Annotated in this window: 16 protein-coding genes; 7 read left to right on the top strand and 9 right to left on the bottom strand. The window is 73.6% G+C overall.

What is annotated here, in order from left to right; all coding sequences use genetic code 11:
• Positions 1-130: 130 nt before the first annotated feature.
• Genes HFV08_RS27665 through HFV08_RS27675 form a run of 3 tightly spaced genes read right to left on the bottom strand, consistent with a single transcriptional unit; the run spans position 131 to position 3,672 of the window.
• On the bottom strand, positions 131-928 hold the full coding sequence (locus HFV08_RS27665) for a 3-oxoacyl-ACP reductase (protein ID WP_168543189.1): 798 nt from the start codon (positions 926-928) through the stop codon (positions 131-133).
• A gap of 6 nt (positions 929-934) precedes the next feature.
• The gene (locus HFV08_RS27670; protein WP_168543190.1) at positions 935-2,299 is read right to left on the bottom strand and encodes an aldehyde dehydrogenase family protein; all 1,365 of its coding nucleotides are present in this window, start codon (positions 2,297-2,299) and stop codon (positions 935-937) included.
• Positions 2,300-2,307: 8 nt separating this feature from the next.
• A complete protein-coding gene (locus tag HFV08_RS27675) occupies positions 2,308-3,672 on the bottom strand; it encodes a glutamine synthetase family protein (protein ID WP_168543191.1) in 1,365 nt (454 codons plus the stop codon).
• Positions 3,673-3,750: 78 nt separating this feature from the next.
• On the opposite strand from HFV08_RS27675, the gene HFV08_RS27680 reads away from it, so the two are divergent.
• The 3 genes from HFV08_RS27680 (at position 3,751) to HFV08_RS27690 (ending at position 6,896) form a co-directional block, all read left to right on the top strand.
• Positions 3,751-4,512, top strand: coding sequence for a FadR/GntR family transcriptional regulator (locus HFV08_RS27680; protein WP_168543192.1), 762 nt, complete (start codon positions 3,751-3,753; stop codon positions 4,510-4,512).
• A 132-nt stretch (positions 4,513-4,644) separates the two neighbouring features.
• The gene (gene eat / locus HFV08_RS27685; protein ID WP_168543193.1) at positions 4,645-6,099 is read left to right on the top strand and encodes an ethanolamine permease; all 1,455 of its coding nucleotides are present in this window, start codon (positions 4,645-4,647) and stop codon (positions 6,097-6,099) included.
• Positions 6,100-6,179: 80 nt separating this feature from the next.
• On the top strand, positions 6,180-6,896 hold the full coding sequence (locus HFV08_RS27690) for a gamma-glutamyl-gamma-aminobutyrate hydrolase family protein (protein ID WP_168543194.1): 717 nt from the start codon (positions 6,180-6,182) through the stop codon (positions 6,894-6,896).
• Between the two features lie 349 nt (positions 6,897-7,245).
• On the opposite strand, the gene HFV08_RS27695 is transcribed toward HFV08_RS27690, so the two are convergent.
• Positions 7,246-8,577, bottom strand: coding sequence for an aminotransferase class I/II-fold pyridoxal phosphate-dependent enzyme (locus HFV08_RS27695; protein WP_168543195.1), 1,332 nt, complete (start codon positions 8,575-8,577; stop codon positions 7,246-7,248).
• A gap of 66 nt (positions 8,578-8,643) precedes the next feature.
• Here HFV08_RS27695 and HFV08_RS27700 point away from each other — a divergent pair, with 66 nt between their 5' ends.
• Positions 8,644-9,312: a pyridoxamine 5'-phosphate oxidase family protein gene (locus HFV08_RS27700; RefSeq protein ID WP_168543196.1), complete on the top strand. Its 669-nt coding sequence runs from the start codon at positions 8,644-8,646 to the stop codon at positions 9,310-9,312.
• Between the two features lie 234 nt (positions 9,313-9,546).
• Here the strand turns inward: HFV08_RS27700 and HFV08_RS27705 are convergent, their stop codons facing one another.
• The 4 genes from HFV08_RS27705 to HFV08_RS27720 form a co-directional block, all read right to left on the bottom strand.
• Entirely contained in the window at positions 9,547-10,488 is a 942-nt protein-coding gene (locus HFV08_RS27705; protein ID WP_168543197.1) for a DMT family transporter, read from the bottom strand.
• A 261-nt stretch (positions 10,489-10,749) separates the two neighbouring features.
• Positions 10,750-11,931 (bottom strand): EamA family transporter, encoded by a 1,182-nt coding sequence (locus tag HFV08_RS27710; protein ID WP_312885854.1) that lies wholly within the window; start codon positions 11,929-11,931, stop codon positions 10,750-10,752.
• A gap of 121 nt (positions 11,932-12,052) precedes the next feature.
• Entirely contained in the window at positions 12,053-12,595 is a 543-nt protein-coding gene (locus HFV08_RS27715) for a peptidase (protein ID WP_376770741.1), read from the bottom strand.
• Between the two features lie 186 nt (positions 12,596-12,781).
• On the bottom strand, positions 12,782-13,384 hold the full coding sequence (locus HFV08_RS27720) for a PadR family transcriptional regulator (protein WP_168543221.1): 603 nt from the start codon (positions 13,382-13,384) through the stop codon (positions 12,782-12,784).
• A 402-nt stretch (positions 13,385-13,786) separates the two neighbouring features.
• Between HFV08_RS27720 and HFV08_RS27725 the strand changes: the two genes are divergently transcribed.
• The 3 genes from HFV08_RS27725 (at position 13,787) to HFV08_RS27735 (ending at position 16,007) form a co-directional block, all read left to right on the top strand.
• Entirely contained in the window at positions 13,787-14,026 is a 240-nt protein-coding gene (locus HFV08_RS27725) for a DUF7660 family protein (protein ID WP_168543199.1), read from the top strand.
• Between the two features lie 427 nt (positions 14,027-14,453).
• Entirely contained in the window at positions 14,454-14,876 is a 423-nt protein-coding gene (locus HFV08_RS27730; RefSeq protein WP_168543200.1) for an Imm10 family immunity protein, read from the top strand.
• Between the two features lie 324 nt (positions 14,877-15,200).
• Positions 15,201-16,007 carry a PhzF family protein gene (locus HFV08_RS27735; protein WP_168543201.1) on the top strand — a complete coding sequence of 269 codons (807 nt, stop codon included), beginning with the start codon at positions 15,201-15,203 and terminating at the stop codon, positions 16,005-16,007.
• A gap of 37 nt (positions 16,008-16,044) precedes the next feature.
• On the opposite strand, the gene HFV08_RS27740 is transcribed toward HFV08_RS27735, so the two are convergent.
• Complete coding sequence (locus HFV08_RS27740; RefSeq protein WP_168543202.1) at positions 16,045-16,845, bottom strand: CPBP family intramembrane glutamic endopeptidase; 801 nt, start codon at positions 16,843-16,845, stop codon at positions 16,045-16,047.
• Between the last annotated feature and the right edge of the window lie 145 nt (positions 16,846-16,990).

Below are 16,990 nucleotides of genomic sequence, written 5' to 3' on the forward strand. Positions count from 1 at the left end.
CGCGTTCCGCCCCTCGGCGCGCCCGGGGGGGGGGGGGGGGGCCGCCCGGGGGGGGGGGGGGGGGGGGGGGGGGGGGGGGGGGGGGGGCGCCCCCCCGCCCCCCCGCACCGGTCCGCCGCGACCGGGCGCGCTACACCGGGGTGACGTACGCCCCCGCGATGCCGCCGTCGACCAGGAAGTCGGTGGCGTTGACGAAGGAGGCGTCGTCGCTGGCGAGGAAGGCGACCGCGGCGGCGATCTCCTCGGCCTCGGCGAAGCGTCCGGCCGGGATGTGCACCAGGCGGCGGGCGGCGCGCTCGGGGTCCTTCGCGAACAGCTCCTGGAGCAGCGGGGTGTTCACCGGGCCCGGGCAGAGCGCGTTGACGCGGATGCCCTCGCGGGCGAACTGCACGCCGAGTTCGCGCGACATGGCGAGCACCCCGCCCTTGGAGGCGGTGTAGGAGATCTGCGAGGTCGCCGCCCCCATCACCGCCACGAAGGAGGCGGTGTTGATGATCGACCCCTTGCCCTGGCGCCGCATATAGGGGAGGGCCGCCTTGCAGCACAGGTACACGGAGGTGAGGTTGACCTCCTGCACCCGCTTCCAGGCCTCCAGTCCCGTGGTGAGGATGGAGTCGTCCTCCGGGGGCGAGATGCCCGCGTTGTTGAAGGCGATGTCGACGCTGCCGTACGCGTCGAAGGCGGCCTTGTAGAGGGCCTCCACCTCCTCGGCGTCGGTGACGTCGACCCGGACGAAGAGCCCGCCGACCTCCTCGGCGGCGGCCTTGCCCGCCGTCTCGTCGATGTCGGCGCAGACGACGCGGGCGCCCTCGGCGGCGAACCGCCGCGCGGTGGCGAGGCCGATGCCGCTGCCGGCACCGGTGACGACCGCGGTACGGCCGATGAGGCGGCGGCTCACCGAGGTCTCGGTGGCAGGGGTGTCGGTCATGGTGGTTCAGGCCTCCGTGCTGAGGAAGATGTTCTTGGTCTCGGTGAATGCGGTCAGGGCGTCGGGGCCCAGCTCCCGGCCGAGGCCGGACTGCTGGTAGCCGCCGAAGGGCGTCCAGTAGCGGACGGCGGAGTGCGAGTTGACGGAGAGGTTCCCGGCCCGGACCCCGCCCGCGACCCGCAGCGCGCGGCCCACGTCCCGGGTCCACACCGAGCCCGCGAGGCCGTACTCGGTGGCGTTGGCGAGTCGGATCGCGTCCTGCTCGTCCTCGAAGGGGATCAGGACGGCCACCGGGCCGAAGATCTCCTCGACCGCGGCGGGCGCCTCGGCGTCGAGACCGGTGAGCAGCGTCGGCGGGAACCAGAAGCCGGGTCCGCCGGGCGCGGTGCCGCGGATGCCGGGCAGCTCGTCCGGTACGTAGGAGCGCACCCGCTCCAGCTGGGCCCGGGAGATCAGCGGGCCCATCTCGGTCTTCTCGTCCGCGGGGTCGCCGACGACGATCTCCCGCAGCGCGGGGGCGAGGAGTTCGAGGAAGCGGTCGTGGACCTCGCGCTGCACCAGGATGCGGCTGCGGGCGCAGCAGTCCTGTCCGGCGTTGTCCAGGAAGGACATCGGGGCGGCGGCGGCCGCGGCCTCCAGATCGGCGTCGGCGAAGACGATGTTGGGGCTCTTGCCGCCCAGTTCGAGCGTCACCCGCTTCACCCGGTCCGCGCACCGGGCCATGATCTGCTTGCCGACCCGGGTGGAGCCGGTGAAGACGATCTTCGCCACGCCGGGGTGCTCGACCAGGGCGTTCCCGGTGATGTCCCCCGCGCCCGGCAGCACCTGGAAGAGCCCTTCGGGCAGGCCCGCCTCCAGGGCGAGTCCGGCGAGCCGCAGCGCGGTGAGCGGGGTGGTCTCGGCCGGCTTGAGGAGGACGGCGTTGCCCGCGGCGAGGGCGGGAGCGGTGCCCCAGGCGGCGATCGGCATCGGGAAGTTCCACGGGGCGATCACGCCGATCACGCCGAGGGGTTCGAGGAGGGTGACGTCGAGGCCGCCGGGCACCGGGATCTGGCGGCCGTTGAGCCGCTCCACTCCCCCGGCGCTGTAGTCGAGGAGGTCGCGGACGTTCCCGGCCTCCCAGCGGGCGTTGCCCAGGGTGTGGCCCGCCTGGCGGACCTCGGTCAGGGCCAGCTCCTCCTGGTGCGCGCCGACCACCTCGGCGAAGCGGCGCAGCAGCCGGGCCCGGTCGGCGGGCGCCGCGGCGGCCCACCGGCGCTGGGCGGCGGCGGCCCGCCGGACGGCGGCGTCGACCTCGGCGGCCCCGGTGGCCGGGACCGTCGCGATGATCTCCTCGGTGGCCGGGTTCCGTACGTGGTGCTCTTGCGACACGCGGGGCCTCACAGTCGTTCGAAGGAGCGGCGCAGCTCCCAGTCGGTCACCGCGGCGTCGAAGGCCTCCACCTCGACCCGCGCCATGTTGGCGTAGTGGGCGACCACCTCGTCCCCGAAGGCCTCCTTGGCGAGCGCGCTGTTCTGCCACAGCTCGGCCGCCTCGCGCAGGGTGGTCGGTACGTGCGCGTAGTCGGCCGTGTAGGCGTTGCCCGCGCAGGCCTCGGGGAGTTCCAGCTCGTGCTCGACGCCGTAGAGGCCGGCGGCGACCATGCCCGCGACGGCGAGGTAGGGGTTGACGTCACCGCCGGGCACCCGGTTCTCGAAGCGGGTGCCGGCCCCGTGCCCGACGACCCGCAGCGCACAGGTGCGGTTGTCGTTGCCCCAGGCCACCGCGGTCGGGGCGAAGGAGCCGGGCTGGAAGCGCTTGTAGGAGTTGATGTTCGGGGCGTAGAGCAGGGAGAAGTCGCGCAGGGCGGCGAGCTGTCCAGCCAGGAAGTGCCGCATCAGCGGGGACATCGGCTCCGGGCCCTCGCCCGCCATCGCGTTGCGGCCCTCGGCGTCCTGGAGCGAGAGGTGGATATGGCAGGAGTTGCCCTCGCGCTCGTCGTACTTCGCCATGAAGGTCAGCGAGACGCCTTCCTGGGCGGCGATCTCCTTGGCGCCGGTCTTGTACACGGCGTGCTGGTCGCAGGTGGTCAGGGCCTCGTCGTAGCGGAAGACGATCTCGTGCTGGCCGGGATTGCACTCGCCCTTCGCGGACTCCACGGTGAGACCGGCCGCCGCCATCTGGTTGCGGATGCGGCGCAGCAGCGGTTCGATGCGGCCGGTGCCGAGCACGGAGTAGTCGATGTTGTACTGGTTGGCCGGGGTCAGGCCGCGGTAGCCCGCGTCCCAGGCCTGCTCGTAGGTGTCCTTGAAGACGATGAACTCCAGCTCGGTGCCCACGTGCGCGCTGAGGCCGAGGTCGGCGAGCCGGTCCAGCTGGCGGCGGAGGATCTGCCGGGGGGCGGCGACCACCGGGCCGCCGTCGTTCCAGGCGAGGTCGGCCACGAGCAGGGCGGTGCCCTCGTTCCAGGGGACCTTGCGCAGGGTGGCCAGGTCGGGGCGCATGGCGAAGTCGCCGTAGCCCCGCTCCCAGGAGGACATGGCGTAGCCCTCGACGGTGTTCATCTCGGTGTCGACGGCGAGCAGGTAGTTGCACCCCTCGGTGCCGTGCTCCAGTACGTCGTCGAGGAAGAACTGGGCGGCGAACCGCTTGCCCTGGAGCCGCCCCTGCATATCGGGGAAGGCCAGGACGACGGTGTCGATCTCGCCGCCGGCGACGAGGGCGCGCAGTGCCTCGACGCTCAGCGGGGGTTTACGGTCTGCCACGGGAAAGCTCCTCCTTCGGCCTGCCGGAAGCCATAAGGTATTGCCGAAGACCATTGCTTGGGAAGGGGAAACCGCAAGGTGACGAAGAAGAGCGGATCCGCCGACCCGTTCGCCGCGTCCTCCGCCGGCCCGGGCGACCCTCTCGCGCCGGTCCTGCGCCCGGTGCGCGCGGGCAGCGGCTTCGAGGAGGCGCTGGAGCAGATCCTCCAGGTCATACGTCTCGGCCTGGTGCCCGGCGGGGCGCGCCTGCCCGCGGAACGCGAACTGGCCGAGCGGATGGGCATCAGCCGGGTCACCCTGCGCGAGGTGCTGAAGGTGCTCCAGGAGCAGGGCCTGGTCGAGGGCCGCCGCGGCCGGTACGGCGGCACCTTCGTGCTCCAGCGCGAGCGCACCCCGGGCGAGGAGGAGCTGCGGCGCAGGACCGCCGAGGTCGACGTCGAGGACCTGCTGCGCTTCCGCGAGGTCCTGGAGTCCGGGGCGGCCGGGCTCTGCGCCGCCCACGGGCTGACCGGGGAAGGGGCCGCGCGGCTGCGCTCGGCGCTGCGGTCCACCGGCGACGCCCCGCTGGAGGAGTACCGCCGCCAGGACACGCTCTTCCACCTGACGCTGGCCGAACTCGCCGGCTCGCCCTCGCTGACCGCCCAGTACGCAGCCGTCCGCGCCCGGGTCAACGACCTGCTCGACTGCATCCCGCTGCTCGTACGGAACCTGGAGCACTCCCAGCACCAGCACACGGTGCTCGTCGAGGCGGTGCTCGACCAGGACGCGGACGCCGCCCGCGAGGTGATGCGCGAGCACTGCGCGGGCACGGCCGCCCTGCTGCGCGGCTTCCTGACCTGAGCGGACGGCACCGGCCGCCGGGCGGAACACCGCCGGTTTACCCGAAAGTTACGCCAGGGCCTTGCGTTCTCCGGGCGCCGCCGCAAAGGTATGGATCCATTCCATTGGGCACTACGCAGGAGCTCTGCTGCCATGAAGCTGGAAGACACCTCGGGGCCACAAACCTCACTGGGGAACGCCGCGACGGACGACTACCTCGGGCGGCGGACCCTGCGGCGCGGCAGCGCGGGCTGGCTCCTGCTGACCGGACTCGGCGTGGCCTACGTCGTCTCGGGCGACTTCTCCGGCTGGAACATCGGCCTGGCCAAGGGAGGCTTCGGCGGCCTCGCCATCGCCACCCTGCTGATGGGCATCATGTACGCGGCGCTGGTCTTCTCCCTCGCCGAACTCTCCGCGATCCTGCCCACGGCGGGCGGCGGCTACGGATTCGCCCGCCGGGCGCTCGGCACCTGGGGCGGCTTCCTCACCGGGACCGCGATCCTGATCGAGTACATCCTCGCCCCCGCGGCCATCTCCATCTTCATCGGCGACTACGTCGAATCGCTGAACCTCTTCGGGCTGACCTCGGGCTGGCCCGTCTATCTGGCCTGTTTCGCGATCTTCATCGGGATCCACCTGTGGGGCGTCGGCGAGGCGCTCCGCTTCAGCCTGGTGGTCACCGCCATCGCGGTCTCGGCCCTGCTGATCTTCGCGGTCGGCGCCTTCACCGAGTTCGACGCGGGCGGCCTCGACGACATCCCGGCCGGGGGCGACTTCGGCGCGAGCTCCTGGCTGCCGTTCGGCCTGATGGGCATCTGGGCGGCCTTCCCCTTCGGCATGTGGTTCTTCCTCGGCGTCGAAGGCGTGCCGCTGGCCGCCGAGGAGGCGAAGGACCCGGTGCGCTCGATGCCGCGCGCGCTCTCGCTCGCCATGCTCATCCTGGCCGGACTCGCCGTGCTGACCTTCTTCGCCGCGACCGGCGCCCACGGCTCGAACGCCCTCAAGGACGCCGGCAATCCGCTGGTCGTCGCCCTCCAGGGGGACGGCGAGGCCACCGCCCTGAGCCGGTTCGTCAACTACGCGGGCCTCGCCGGGCTCGTCGCCTCCTTCTTCTCCCTCATCTACGCGGGCTCCCGCCAGCTCTTCGCCCTCTCCCGGGCCGGCTACCTGCCCCGGTTCCTCTCCCTGACCAGCCGCCGCAAGTCCCCCTACCTCGGCCTGCTCATCCCCGGCGCGATCGGCTTCGCGCTCGCCGCGGGCACCGGCAACGGCGCCCGGATGCTGAACATCGCGGTCTTCGGCGCGACCATCTCGTACGCCCTGATGGCCCTCTCCCATCTGGTGCTGCGAATCCGCGAGCCCGAGCTGCCGCGGCCCTACCGCACGCCCGGCGGGAAGCTGACCTCCACGCTCGCCTTCCTGCTCGCGCTGTCCGCCCTGCTCGCGACCTTCCTGGTGGACAAGGAGGCGGCCTTCATGGCGCTCGGGGTCTACGCGATCGCGCTCGCCTACTTCGCCTTCTACAGTCGGCGGCATCTGGTGGCGAGCGCCCCCGAGGAGGAGTTCGCCGCCCTGGCGGCGGCCGAGGCCGAGCTGGAACGCGACTGAGGGCGCGTGGTGTCGCGCCGCCCCGGGCCGGGGCGGCACCGCGCCGTCCGCGACGACCGAGGTGAAGGAGAGAACGCGCCGTGCCCAAGCCGCTGATCGGCCTGACGACCTATCTGGACCCGGCCGCCTGGGGGGTGTGGCAGCTGCCCGCCGCCCTGCTGCCGGAGGGCTATCCGCGGCTGGTCCAGGCGGCGGGCGGCCTCGCCGCGCTGCTCCCGCCGGACGATCCCGCGTTCGCCACCGAGGCGGTCGCCCGGCTGGACGGCCTGGTCGTCGCGGGCGGCGCCGACGTCGACCCCCGCCGCTACGGCGCCGAGCCGGGACCGCGCACCGGACCGCCCGCCCCGCTGCGCGACGCCTGGGAACTCGCCCTGATCGACGCGGCCCTGGCCGCCAGCACCCCGCTGCTCGGGATCTGCCGGGGCATGCAGCTGCTGAACGTCGCCCGCGGCGGCACCCTGGTGCAGCACCTGGACGGGCACACCGGCGGCCTCGGCGTCTTCGCCGAGCACAGCGTGAAGCCGGTCCCGGGCACCCGGTACGCGCAGCTCGTCCCGGAGCAGACCGCGGTGCCGACCTACCACCACCAGGCGGTGGACCGCCTCGGCGCCGGGCTGCTCCCCTCGGCCCACGCCGAGGACGGCACCGTCGAGGCCCTTGAGCTGCCCGGCAGTTGGGCACTCGGCGTCCAGTGGCACCCGGAGATGGGCGAGGACACCCGGGTGATGGCGGGGCTGGTCGCGGCGGCAGCGGAATCGGGGGCGGGGTCGGGGTCGGGGTCGGCGACAGCGGGCTGAGCGCACCGCCGCGATCACCGCCGGGCGCGGCTCCGGGCACGCCTTCCCGGCGGCTCCGGGTCGGCGGTATCCCGGCGGGGCTCCAGCTCCAGCTCCAGCTCCAGCTCCAGCTCCAGCTCGGTAACTTCCGTGTTCTGCCCGGCAGTTCCGCAGCTCGGCGGCGTCCCGGCTGCGGCTCCGGCTCCCGGCTCCCGGCTCCCGGCTCCCGGCTCCCGGCTCGGCAACTTCCGTATTCGGCCCGGCAGTTCCGCAGCTCAGCGGCGTCCCGGCTCCGGCTCCGGCCCGGCGGCTTCCGGCCTCGACCCGGACTCGGCGCGCCCTGCCGACCCGCCCCCTCCCCCGCCCCACCTCACACGTACCGGCGCCCCGGGACCGGACCGAGTACCGCCGCCACCGCCTCGGCCAGCGGTTGCGCCTCCGCGGCGGTGAGTTCCGCGGTGGTGATCCGGATGCCGGGTCCGCTGCCGAGGCGGTAGCGGGCGCCAGGGGCCACCGCCCAGCCCGCGTGCAGCAGATGGGCGACCACGGCGGTCTCGTCCGGCACCGGCAGCCAGACGTTCAGACCGCTCGCCCCGTGGCCGGTGATCCCGCGGGCGGCCAGCGCGTCGAGGAGTGCGCCCCGGCGCTCGCCGTAGGCCCGCGCGACCCGGTCCAGGTCCGGTGACCCCTCCGCCCAGAGCCGGGCGACCGCGCCCTGCAGCAGCCTGCTCACCCAGCCGGGGCCGAGCCGCTGCCTGCCGCGGACCCGGTCCATGGTCAGCTCGTCGCCGGTGAGCACGGCGAGGCGCAGATCGGGTCCGTAGGCCTTGGCCGTGGAGCGGACCAGGGCCCAGTGCCGGGTGGCGCCGGCCAGCGGATGCAGCGGCAGCCCCGCGATGCCGTGCCCGTGGTCGTCCTCCACGAGCAGGAGGGAGGGGTCGCCGCCGAGCAGTTCCCGCAGCTCGGCCGCGCGCCGGGCGGTGAGCGCGGCGCCGGTCGGATTCTGCGCGCGGTCGGTCACCAGGACCGCCCGGACGCCCGCGCGCAGGACCCGGTCCACCGCCTCGGGCAGCGGGCCCTCGTCGTCGAGCGCGACCGGGACGGCGCGCAGCCCGAGCGCGGGTACGAGATCGAGCAGGCTCTCCCAGCCGGGGTCCTCGACGGCGACCGCGTCCCCCGGCCGCAGATGCGCCTGGAGCACCCGCTCGATCGCGTCGAGCGCGCCCGAGGTGACCGCGACGGGCGCCTCGGGCACCCCCGCCTCGGCGAACGACTCCGCTGCCCTGCGGGCCAGTTCGGGATCGACGGCCTCCTCGCCGTAGAGCACGGGGCGGGCGTCCGCGGCCCGGGCGGCGCTCGCGAAGGCCCCGGCCAGCGAGGGCAGCAGGGCGGGATCCGGATTGCCGAGCGAGAGGTCCCGTACCCCGGCGGGCACCTCGACCCGCAGGTTCTCGCGCGGGGTGCTCGCCGGTTTGGACCGCACCCGGGTTCCGCGCCGCCCGGCCGTCTCCACCACCCCGCGCTCCCGCAGGCCCCGGTAGGCGGCGGCGACAGTGTTCGGGTTCACCCCGAGCCGGGTCGCCAACTCCCTGATCGGCGGCAGGACTTCACCGGGCCGCAGCGCGCCGCGGCCCACCGCCTCCTCGATGCTGCGGGAAATCCCCTGGGCTCCGTCACCATGGATCGGATACTCTCCTAGCACAAAGAACACTATGTACTAGTGCAATGCCGAGCGCAAGACCGTACCAGCGCCCCCGAGGAGTCCCCCATGCCGGAGAGCCCCGCCTACGCCCCCACCGCGCGCACCGTCCCCACCCGCGCCCGCGAACGCGCCTCCTACGACCGGGAGTCGGTGCACGCCGCGCTCGACGGGGCCGTCCTCTGCCACCTCGGGTTCCTCCGCGACGGCGCGCCCGTCGTCCTGCCCACCCTCTTCGCCCGGGTAGGCGAGCGGCTCTACCTCCACGGCTCCACCGGCTCGCGCCCGCTGCGCACCGCGCAGGGCGAACCGGAGGGCATCGAGGTCTGCCTGACCGTGACCCATGTCGACGGCCTGGTCCTCGCCCGCTCCGCCTTCCACCACTCGATCAACTACCGCTCGGTGATGGTGCACGGCCGGGCCGTGCCGGTCCTGGACGAGCAGGAGCGCCGCCGCGCCCTGAACGCCCTCGTCGACCAGGTGACCCCCGGCCGCAGCGCCGACTCCCGCCCCGCGAACGCCAAGGAACTGGCCGCCACCGCGGTCCTCGCCCTCGACCTCGCCGAGGTCTCGCTCAAGACCCGCACCGGCGACCCCGTCGACGACCCCGAGGACCTGACCCTGCCGCACTGGAGCGGCGTCCTCCCGGTGCGCACCGCCTACGGGACACCGGTGCCCGCCGCCGACCTCCCGGAGACAACCGCGGTGCCGGACTACCTGGAACGGATGGCCGGCTGAGCGGACGGTCGGCTGAGCGGCGCCCCCGCCCGGTGCACGCCGGGCGGGAGCACGCGTCTTGCGAGCCGGGCGGAAGCGCGCCTTGCACGCCGGGCGGGGGCACGGCCTTGCGCGGCGGGCTGGGGTACCTACCCGTGCGAACCAGGAGGGGTACGCACCGTACGCCTCGCGACGGAATACGTCCGGCCGCTACGGAGTACGTCCGGCCGCTCGGGAAGGGCCGTCCGCCGGGTCTCAACTGCCGCCCGCTGCGGGCGAGTCGGTGCCCCGGCTCTCGGCCGCCGCGAGACCGGCGACCGCGGCGAGCAGCACCACCGTCCCCGCGAGCGTCGCCCAGGAGAGCCGCTCGCCGAGCAGGGTCACCGCGAGTACGGCCGCGCTGACCGGTTCGAGCAGCATGATCACGGAGACCGTGGCCGAACGGATCACCGCGGCGCCCGCGAAGTAGAGGGCGTAGGCAAGGGCGGTGGGTACCGCCGCCACGTAGACCAGCAGGGCGAGGACGTAGCCGGGCCGGGCGGTGTGCGCCGTCAGGCCCTCCAGCAGGGCGAGGGGCAGCACGGCGAGCGCGGCGAAGGCGAAGGTCCACAGCGTCGCCGCCGGATCGGCCCCGCCGTCGCGGCCCCACCAGCGCGTCAGCAGGGTCATCACCGCGTACCCGGCGGCGGAGAGCACCGCGAGGGCGACCCCCGCCGGGCGCACGGTGCCGCCGCCGTCGCCGAGCACCAGGACCGCGAGCCCGGCCAGCGCCCCGGCGACCGCGGCACCGCCCGCCCGGCCGAGGCGTTCCCCGAGCACCCGGCGGGCGCCGAGGGCGATGAGCACGGGCCCGGCTCCGAGGGTGACCACGGTGCCGACCGCGAGGCCGGTGGACTCCACGGCGGCGAAGTACGCGGTCTGGAAGAGGGCCAGCGCGGCGCCCGTGACGGCGCCGCGCAGCAGCCGGGTACGCCGCGGCAGGACCGGCCGGGCCCGCCGGGGCGTCAGCGCGCGGACGGCGAGCAGCAGCAGGAGGCCGCCCGCGCAGCGCCAGAAGGAGAGGGCGAGCGGCCCGAGGTCACCGGCCGCGAACAGCAGGCTCGCGGCCGCGCCCGCGGTCCCCCAGGCGGTTCCGGCGACGATCAGATAGAGCAGGCCGCGCCCGACGGGCAGGCCGGTGAGAGCAGTGGTGGTCACGCGTGTTCTCCGCACTTCGCAGAAGCTCTGAAGCGGGACCTGTCCTCAGGTCCCCGGGACGACTTCCGCGGGCAGCACCGACTGGCCCGGCCACGGGTCTTCCGTACGGATCAGTCCGGCTCAGGGAGCGAGGTGCGAGACCGGCCCCCGCGAGCCCAGCATGATCGGGACGAGAAGCCCCTGTGTCGGGCGGTTCGTCGAGGCCCGCCTCAGCGGGCCGGAGGCGGCAGAACGAGCGCGCGTGCGTGCATGCGCCGGATTCTACGACCCGGGTACGACAGCGCCACCGCGGGGCTCCGTCCCGGCACCCGGCTCCACGGCACGCGACAGCGGGACGCCCGGCTCCGCGGCACCCGGCACTTCGGCACCGGCGGCGGATTCCTCCGTACCCGCCAACTCCCCGTCCTCGGCGTCCACTTGCCCGGACCGGGCACCCGCTTCCCCGGCACCCGGCCCCTCGGGAACCTCCGGAAGGGACCCCGGCAGCGAGCCGAGCACCGGTTCCGGGGAGGCCTTGGCCGGGGTGGCGGACTGGGCGATGAAGGCGCCGGCAAGGACCACCATCCCGCCGAGCACCTGCGGTGCGGACAGCCGCTCGCCGAGCAGGACCCAGGCGAGCACCGTGGCGATCACCGCCTCCAGGCAGGCGACCACTCCCGCCACCTGCGGGGACAGCCGCCGCACCGAGAGCACCCCGGTGACATAGGCGGCCACGGTCGCCACCAGGACGATCCAGGCGAGCAGCACACCCGCGGGCACCGCGCTGCCGTCCATCTCCGCCTGCCGGGCGAGCACCGCGAAGTCCATCTCCCAGGGCCGGGCGATCACCGTGAGGACGAGGGTGCCGACGAGCAGTCCGTAGGCGATGACGCCGAGCGGGTCCGGGGCCTCGGTGCCGTCGTCCGCGGCGCCCTGGTCGGAGAGGACGAAGTACCCGACCTGGCAGCAGGCCGCGCCGAGGGCGAGCAGCAGCCCGAAGGCGTCGAAGCCGAGCCCCGACCACACCTCCACCACGCAGGCGAGGCCGCCGACCGCGAGCACCACGCCGACCGCCGCGGCCCGGGTCACCGGCCTGCGCTGCACGAACCGCACCCAGCCGAGGACCAGCGCGGGCGCCAGGTACTCGACGAGCAGCGCCACCCCGACCGGGATACGGGACAGCGCGGCGAAGTAGCAGGCCTGGACCCCGGCGACGGCGAGCAGGCCGAACCCGGCGAGCAGCACCGGCCGCCTCCGCACCAGGGCGCGGTGCCGCCAGGCGAGCGGCAGCATGACCAGGGCGGCGCCGGCCACCCGCAGCCACACCACGTGCAGCGGGTCCAGGCCCGCCTCGATCAGCGGTTTGGCCGCGACCCCGGAGCCGCCGAAGGCGCAGGCCGAGACGAGGGCGAGGGCGAGACCCCGGCCGCGTACGCCGGTCGTCTCGGGTTTTGTCGTGGGCACCGCCACATGATGACAGGACTCGTCATGAGCGTCACGCCCCATACTCCTGACGCGCCGGGCCCGTCACGGCCCCGGGCGGTACGTCAGCCGGTCGGCGCCGCCAAGTCCCCGCGCGGCGGCCTCAGTTGCCCACTTCCTCGCCCCGGGCGCTGCCCGCGCGCACCGCCTCGATCCGGGCCCGGATTTCGGCGGCGCGGAAGGCGGAGCGCCGCAGCACCTCGACGGCCCGGCAGTCGGGGTCCGCCGCGAGGGAGGCGAGCAGATCGAGCCCGTCGGCGGCCGGGGCGCCCCGGCCCACCGCGCGGACCGCGGCCGCCTCCAGCGCACGCGCCGCCGCGGCGGAGAACCCCGAACTCCCGGCCACCGGCGGCGAACCGGTGCTCTCGGCCGCGCCCTGCCACCGCAGTCCGTAGCCGATGCTGCGCTGCACCAGATAGCCGAGCAGCTTGACCACCCGGGCGCCGCCGAAGACGGCGCGCACCTCGGGGTCGGATTCGAGCAGGGAGTGCAGCAGATGGGCCGTGTCCGTCTCCCGGTCGCGGTCCCGGGCCGCTCTGCGGCGCGCACCGGTGAGCGCCGCCGTCAGCTCCACGGTGAGCGGGGCACCAGGCCAGGCGGCTCGCGGACTGCCGTCCGGGGTCTCATACGGTATGCGGGATTGCACGTTTCCCACCTCATCAGCCGGTGCGGGCCGAATCGTCGGCTGCGGGAAGCATTTCCGCCTCCCGCCATGGTTGGCCTTCCCCGTGCCGCTCCTCCTCCTTGGGGATGAGATCCCGGGACATCTCCCCCATGGACGCGCGAGCCCCCTTGCCACCCCGGTCCAGCCGGGGTGCAGGGGGCCTGCCGGTCAGCTGTCCTCGGCGAGGATCAGATACAGCTTCTTCCGCGCCTCGTTGAGCACACCGACCGCCTTGTCGCGCTGCTCCTTGCTGCCGGTCTTCCAGACCTGGCCGAAGGCCTCCATGAGACCGAAGCCCGCCTGGCGGATCTCGTTGACGGTCTCCCAGTCGACTCCGCGGCCGGCCTCCTCCCAGGGCGCCTCGGGTCCCTCCGCGGCGGCGGTGGCACCCTCCTCCGTCAGCGCGAAGAGCTTCTTGCCACCCTCCGACTCGCTGCGGATCAGGCCCTCGTCCTCCAGGAGTTGCAGCGTCGGATAGACCGAGCCGGGGCTCGGCTTCCACGCGCCACCACTGCGCTCGGCGATCTCCTGGATCATCTCGTAGCCGTGCATCGGCCGGTCGCCGAGCAGAGCCAGGATCGAGGCCCGCACATCACCGCGGCGCGCCCGGCCCCGGGGACCGCCCCGGCCGCCGCGCCCGCCCCAGGGCCCGGGCCCGCCGAACCCCGGCCCGAAGGGACCGAAGGCGGCGCGCCTGCTCTCGAACCCCTCACTGCCCGGATGCGCCGGTCCGCAGTGCTCTCTTCCATGTCCGTGGCCGTGGGAACGCATCTCGCTCACCCACCCTTTCCTTCTTCTTCGTTCTTCGCTTCGGAAACCGCTCGCGTATCGCTCGCGATGCCTCAACGATATATCGGAGACTGTCGTACGGCAAGACGCTTGGCCTCTCGGGCCGGTGACTGAGACAGTGATCGTTGATCGATTGACAGGGATGGCTGCTCAAAGCCGCCTTACGTCGGCGAAGAGTGACTACTCGGCCGTCGGTGTCAGCAGAGGCCGACCCTTGGCCTGGTGTCGTCCTGCTGAGGGTGAAGCGTGCAGGCTCGTGGATTCCGGGAGCCGTGAGCCGGTGAACCCGTGTACCGGCCTCCGTCGAAAGCCGCCTTGCCGACGGGTTCGACCGGGATTAGCCGCTGGGTTCCCCTCGCGGTCGTAAGGGGTACGTTGTCGTCGATGTCTCCCGAACCGCGTAGCCGTGAAGAGCTGGTCGCCTTGCTGCGCGATCTGCACCAGGAGTTCCGTGCCCGGGGCCACGAGTGGGAGAACAGCACCCTGGACGACTTCCTGGAAGCGCTTGCCGCATGGGTGCACGACTCCCCGGGCGCGTACAAGAACGCAGGTGAGCAGATCCCGCCCGATGGTGATTGGACCTTCATGGCCCGAGCCCTCCGCGCCGCCACCCGCTACGAGTAGGGCAGAGCCCTGCGCCGCCCCGGTACGCCAAATCCCAGACTCGCTCTCCACCCACGGTCATGGACGCCGGCGTCGCGTCACTGATCAGGAGCTGGCTCTTGCGGGGACGAGGACGCCGAGCCGGGGCGTCCCAGTTCTCACCGTGGCCTCCACGGTGTCGATCTCTTCTTTCTGGCTTCGCCCATGTCTCCTGAACGGCTTCCAGGGCCTCGGAGAACGCCTTCTCGCAGTCGCCTCCTTGCCCGTCAGCTCGTCGAATACCTCCTGGGCCACATCGCAGCTCCTCGCGCAGCCAGTCCAACCGTTCATTTCGGTCACCGGGCGATCACTGCCACAGGTCAGCCCGACCCACGACGGCGCACCTAGACCGACCGCCCCCGAAGTCCCCCGCTCAGGGCCCCGAAGGCGGCGCTGATAGAACGCCGGAATGACATACCGGTTCACCGCCCGCGCCACCGCCACCGAGAGCGACCCCGACGGCCGCTTCACCCAGGCCGCTCTCGCCGAAGGGGAGGACGGAAGCGGCTTCCTGCTGGTGTTCCTGGCGGGGGCGGAGGAGCCCGACGGTCAGGAGGTGGCCCTGGGGATGGACACGTACTGCCTGGTCACGGCGGGAGGAGGGACGGCCTACGGCTGTGTGCGCGAGGCCGTGCTGACGGGCGCCGTCCTCCGCGTCTCGCTGGACCCGGCGGCGCTGGAGGACCTGCGCGTGGACGACAGCCAGATCGAGGCCGTCATCGAAGCCGTGATCGAAGCACCGGCCGACGACCTCGCCCGGTTCCGGGAGGCGCTCGCCCGGGTGCTCTCCTACGGACGTGCGGACGCCCTGCCCCGACGCCTCGCCGTCTGAGCTGATCACCCGCCAGGGGCCCGGCCCATCGAGCGCCCCGCGCACGCGAAGCCCGTTCACAGGCACCCCGCGTCCGCGAAGCCCGTCCACAGGCACCCCGCGCCTGCGAAGCCCGTCCACGGACAGCCAGCCCACGCGAAGCCCGTCCACGTACCGACCTCGGGCCGTCCCCCTACCGGCCGAACTCGCCCACACAATCCGCGAGTTCGCAGCGCACACCCAGGCCCTTCCGCCCCCGTCGGCCCCCGCCGGCCCCCGAGGACCAGGCCACCGACCCCCGATTGGCATTGGCCGGCCTCCGGCCCGCGACCTAGCGTCGTGCGTATGCGGATTCGTATCGTGGACGCCTTCACCGACCGTCCCTTCGCCGGGAATCCGGCCGGGGTCGTCCTGCTCGACGCCTTCCCGGCGGACGACTGGATGCAGCGGGTGGCCGCCGAGGTCAACCTCTCCGAGACCGCCTTCGCCCACCCGGGCGGGGGCGAGGAGGCCGACTGGCGGCTGCGCTGGTTCACCCCCGCCGCGGAGGTGGACATGTGCGGGCATGCCACGCTCGCCACCGCCCACATCCTGTTCGGCACCGGCGCCGCCACCAGCACCGTGCGCTTCGCCACCCGCAGCGGCGTGCTCTTGGCCACCGCCCGGCCGGACGGCTCCTACGCGATGGACTTCCCGGCGGCCCCGCTGACCGAGGTGCCCGCGCCCGAGGGGCTGGCCGAGGCGCTGGGCGCGGCGCCCCGTTCCGTGTACGACACCGGACCGCAGGTGGGCGATCTGCTCGTCGAACTCGCCGACGAGGCCACGGTGCACGCGCTGCGGCCCGACCACCGGGCGCTCGCCGCGCACTCGGAACGCGGGGTCATCGCCACCGCCCGGGCCGCCTCCCCGGAGTGCGGCTACGACTTCGTCTCGCGTTGCTTCTTCCCCCGCATCGGCATCGACGAGGACCCCGTCACCGGCAGCGCGCACACCGCCCTCGCGCCGTTCTGGGCCCCGCGCCTCGGCAGCGACCGGCTCACCGGGCTCCAGGCCTCGCCGCGCTCGGGTCTGGTGGCGACCGAACTGAGCGGTGCGCGCGTGCGGTTGACGGGCCGCGCGGTCACCGTCGTCGACGGGGAACTGCTCGCCTGAGCCCGGGTCGCGGTGGACTGCCCCGCCAGGGCCGGACTCAGGCGGTCGGCAGCCAGTCCACCCGGCCGGCGAGCAGTCCGTAGCCCACGAAGGCGCCGATGTCGAGCAGCGCGTGCGCGACGACCAGCGGGCCGACGCGTCCCCAGCGCCGGTACAGGAGCACGAAGACCGCGCCCATCACCATGTTGCCGAGGAAGCCGCCGATGCCCTGGTAGAGGTGGTACGAGCCGCGCAGCACCGAACTCGCCGCCAGCGAGGCGGCGGGCGACCAGCCCAACTGCTGGAGCCTGCGCAGCAGATAGCCGACCACGATGACCTCTTCGAGCACCGAGTTCTGCACGGCGGACAGGATGAGCACCGGGTACTTCCACCACACGTCCGGCAGGTCCTCCGGCACCACGGTGAGGTTGAAACCGAGCCCGCGCGCGGCGAGGTAGAAGGCGATGCCGGTGCTGCCGATCACCGCGGCGACGGCGGCTCCGCGGGCGAGATCGGGCCAGGGCCTGGTGCGGTCGAAGCCGATGCTCCGCAGCGAGCCGCCCTCGCGCAGCAGCAGGTGCGCGACGAGCGCGACGGGCACCAGAGCGGTGGCGATTCCGAAGAGCTGCCAGGCGAGGTCCAGCCACGGACGGCCCGGCGCGGCCGAGGCGTTGAGGGTGGCCGCCTGGTCCTTGAGACCGCCCGGCTTGGTCAGCGAGCCCACGAAGCTGACCAGCGCGGACACGCCGCTCGCACCGAGTGACAGCCCGAGCACGAGCAGTGTTTCGTCCCGCAGGACTCTTCGTGACCGCCCGTCAAAAGGGATATTTTCGGCCACGGGACCCGCCTGCGACTGCACTCCTGCCTCCAGTTGAGTAATCCGCCCTCATTCCCCGGACCGATCCCGCTACTCTCGCGAACAGACTTGCGAAGATCGCGTACGACAGGTCGAGGAAAACCGCCGTCCCGGCGCCCCTGTCCCCCTGTCGGCGCTACGCGACTGA

Source organism: Streptomyces physcomitrii, from assembly GCF_012273655.1.
GTDB lineage: Bacteria > Actinomycetota > Actinomycetes > Streptomycetales > Streptomycetaceae > Streptomyces > Streptomyces physcomitrii.

Excerpts from the sequence above, each read along its gene's own strand:
- HFV08_RS27665 (WP_168543189.1), bottom strand. The coding sequence starts at position 928 with ATGACCGACACCCCTGCCACCGAGACCTCGGTGAGCCGCCGCCTCATC.
- eat (WP_168543193.1), top strand. The coding sequence starts at position 4,645 with ATGAAGCTGGAAGACACCTCGGGGCCACAAACCTCACTGGGGAACGCC.
- HFV08_RS27700 (WP_168543196.1), top strand. The coding sequence starts at position 8,644 with ATGCCGGAGAGCCCCGCCTACGCCCCCACCGCGCGCACCGTCCCCACC.
- HFV08_RS27720 (WP_168543221.1), bottom strand. The coding sequence starts at position 13,384 with ATGCGTTCCCACGGCCACGGACATGGAAGAGAGCACTGCGGACCGGCG.
- HFV08_RS27725 (WP_168543199.1), top strand. The coding sequence starts at position 13,787 with ATGTCTCCCGAACCGCGTAGCCGTGAAGAGCTGGTCGCCTTGCTGCGC.
- HFV08_RS27730 (WP_168543200.1), top strand. The coding sequence starts at position 14,454 with ATGACATACCGGTTCACCGCCCGCGCCACCGCCACCGAGAGCGACCCC.
- HFV08_RS27735 (WP_168543201.1), top strand. The coding sequence starts at position 15,201 with ATGCGGATTCGTATCGTGGACGCCTTCACCGACCGTCCCTTCGCCGGG.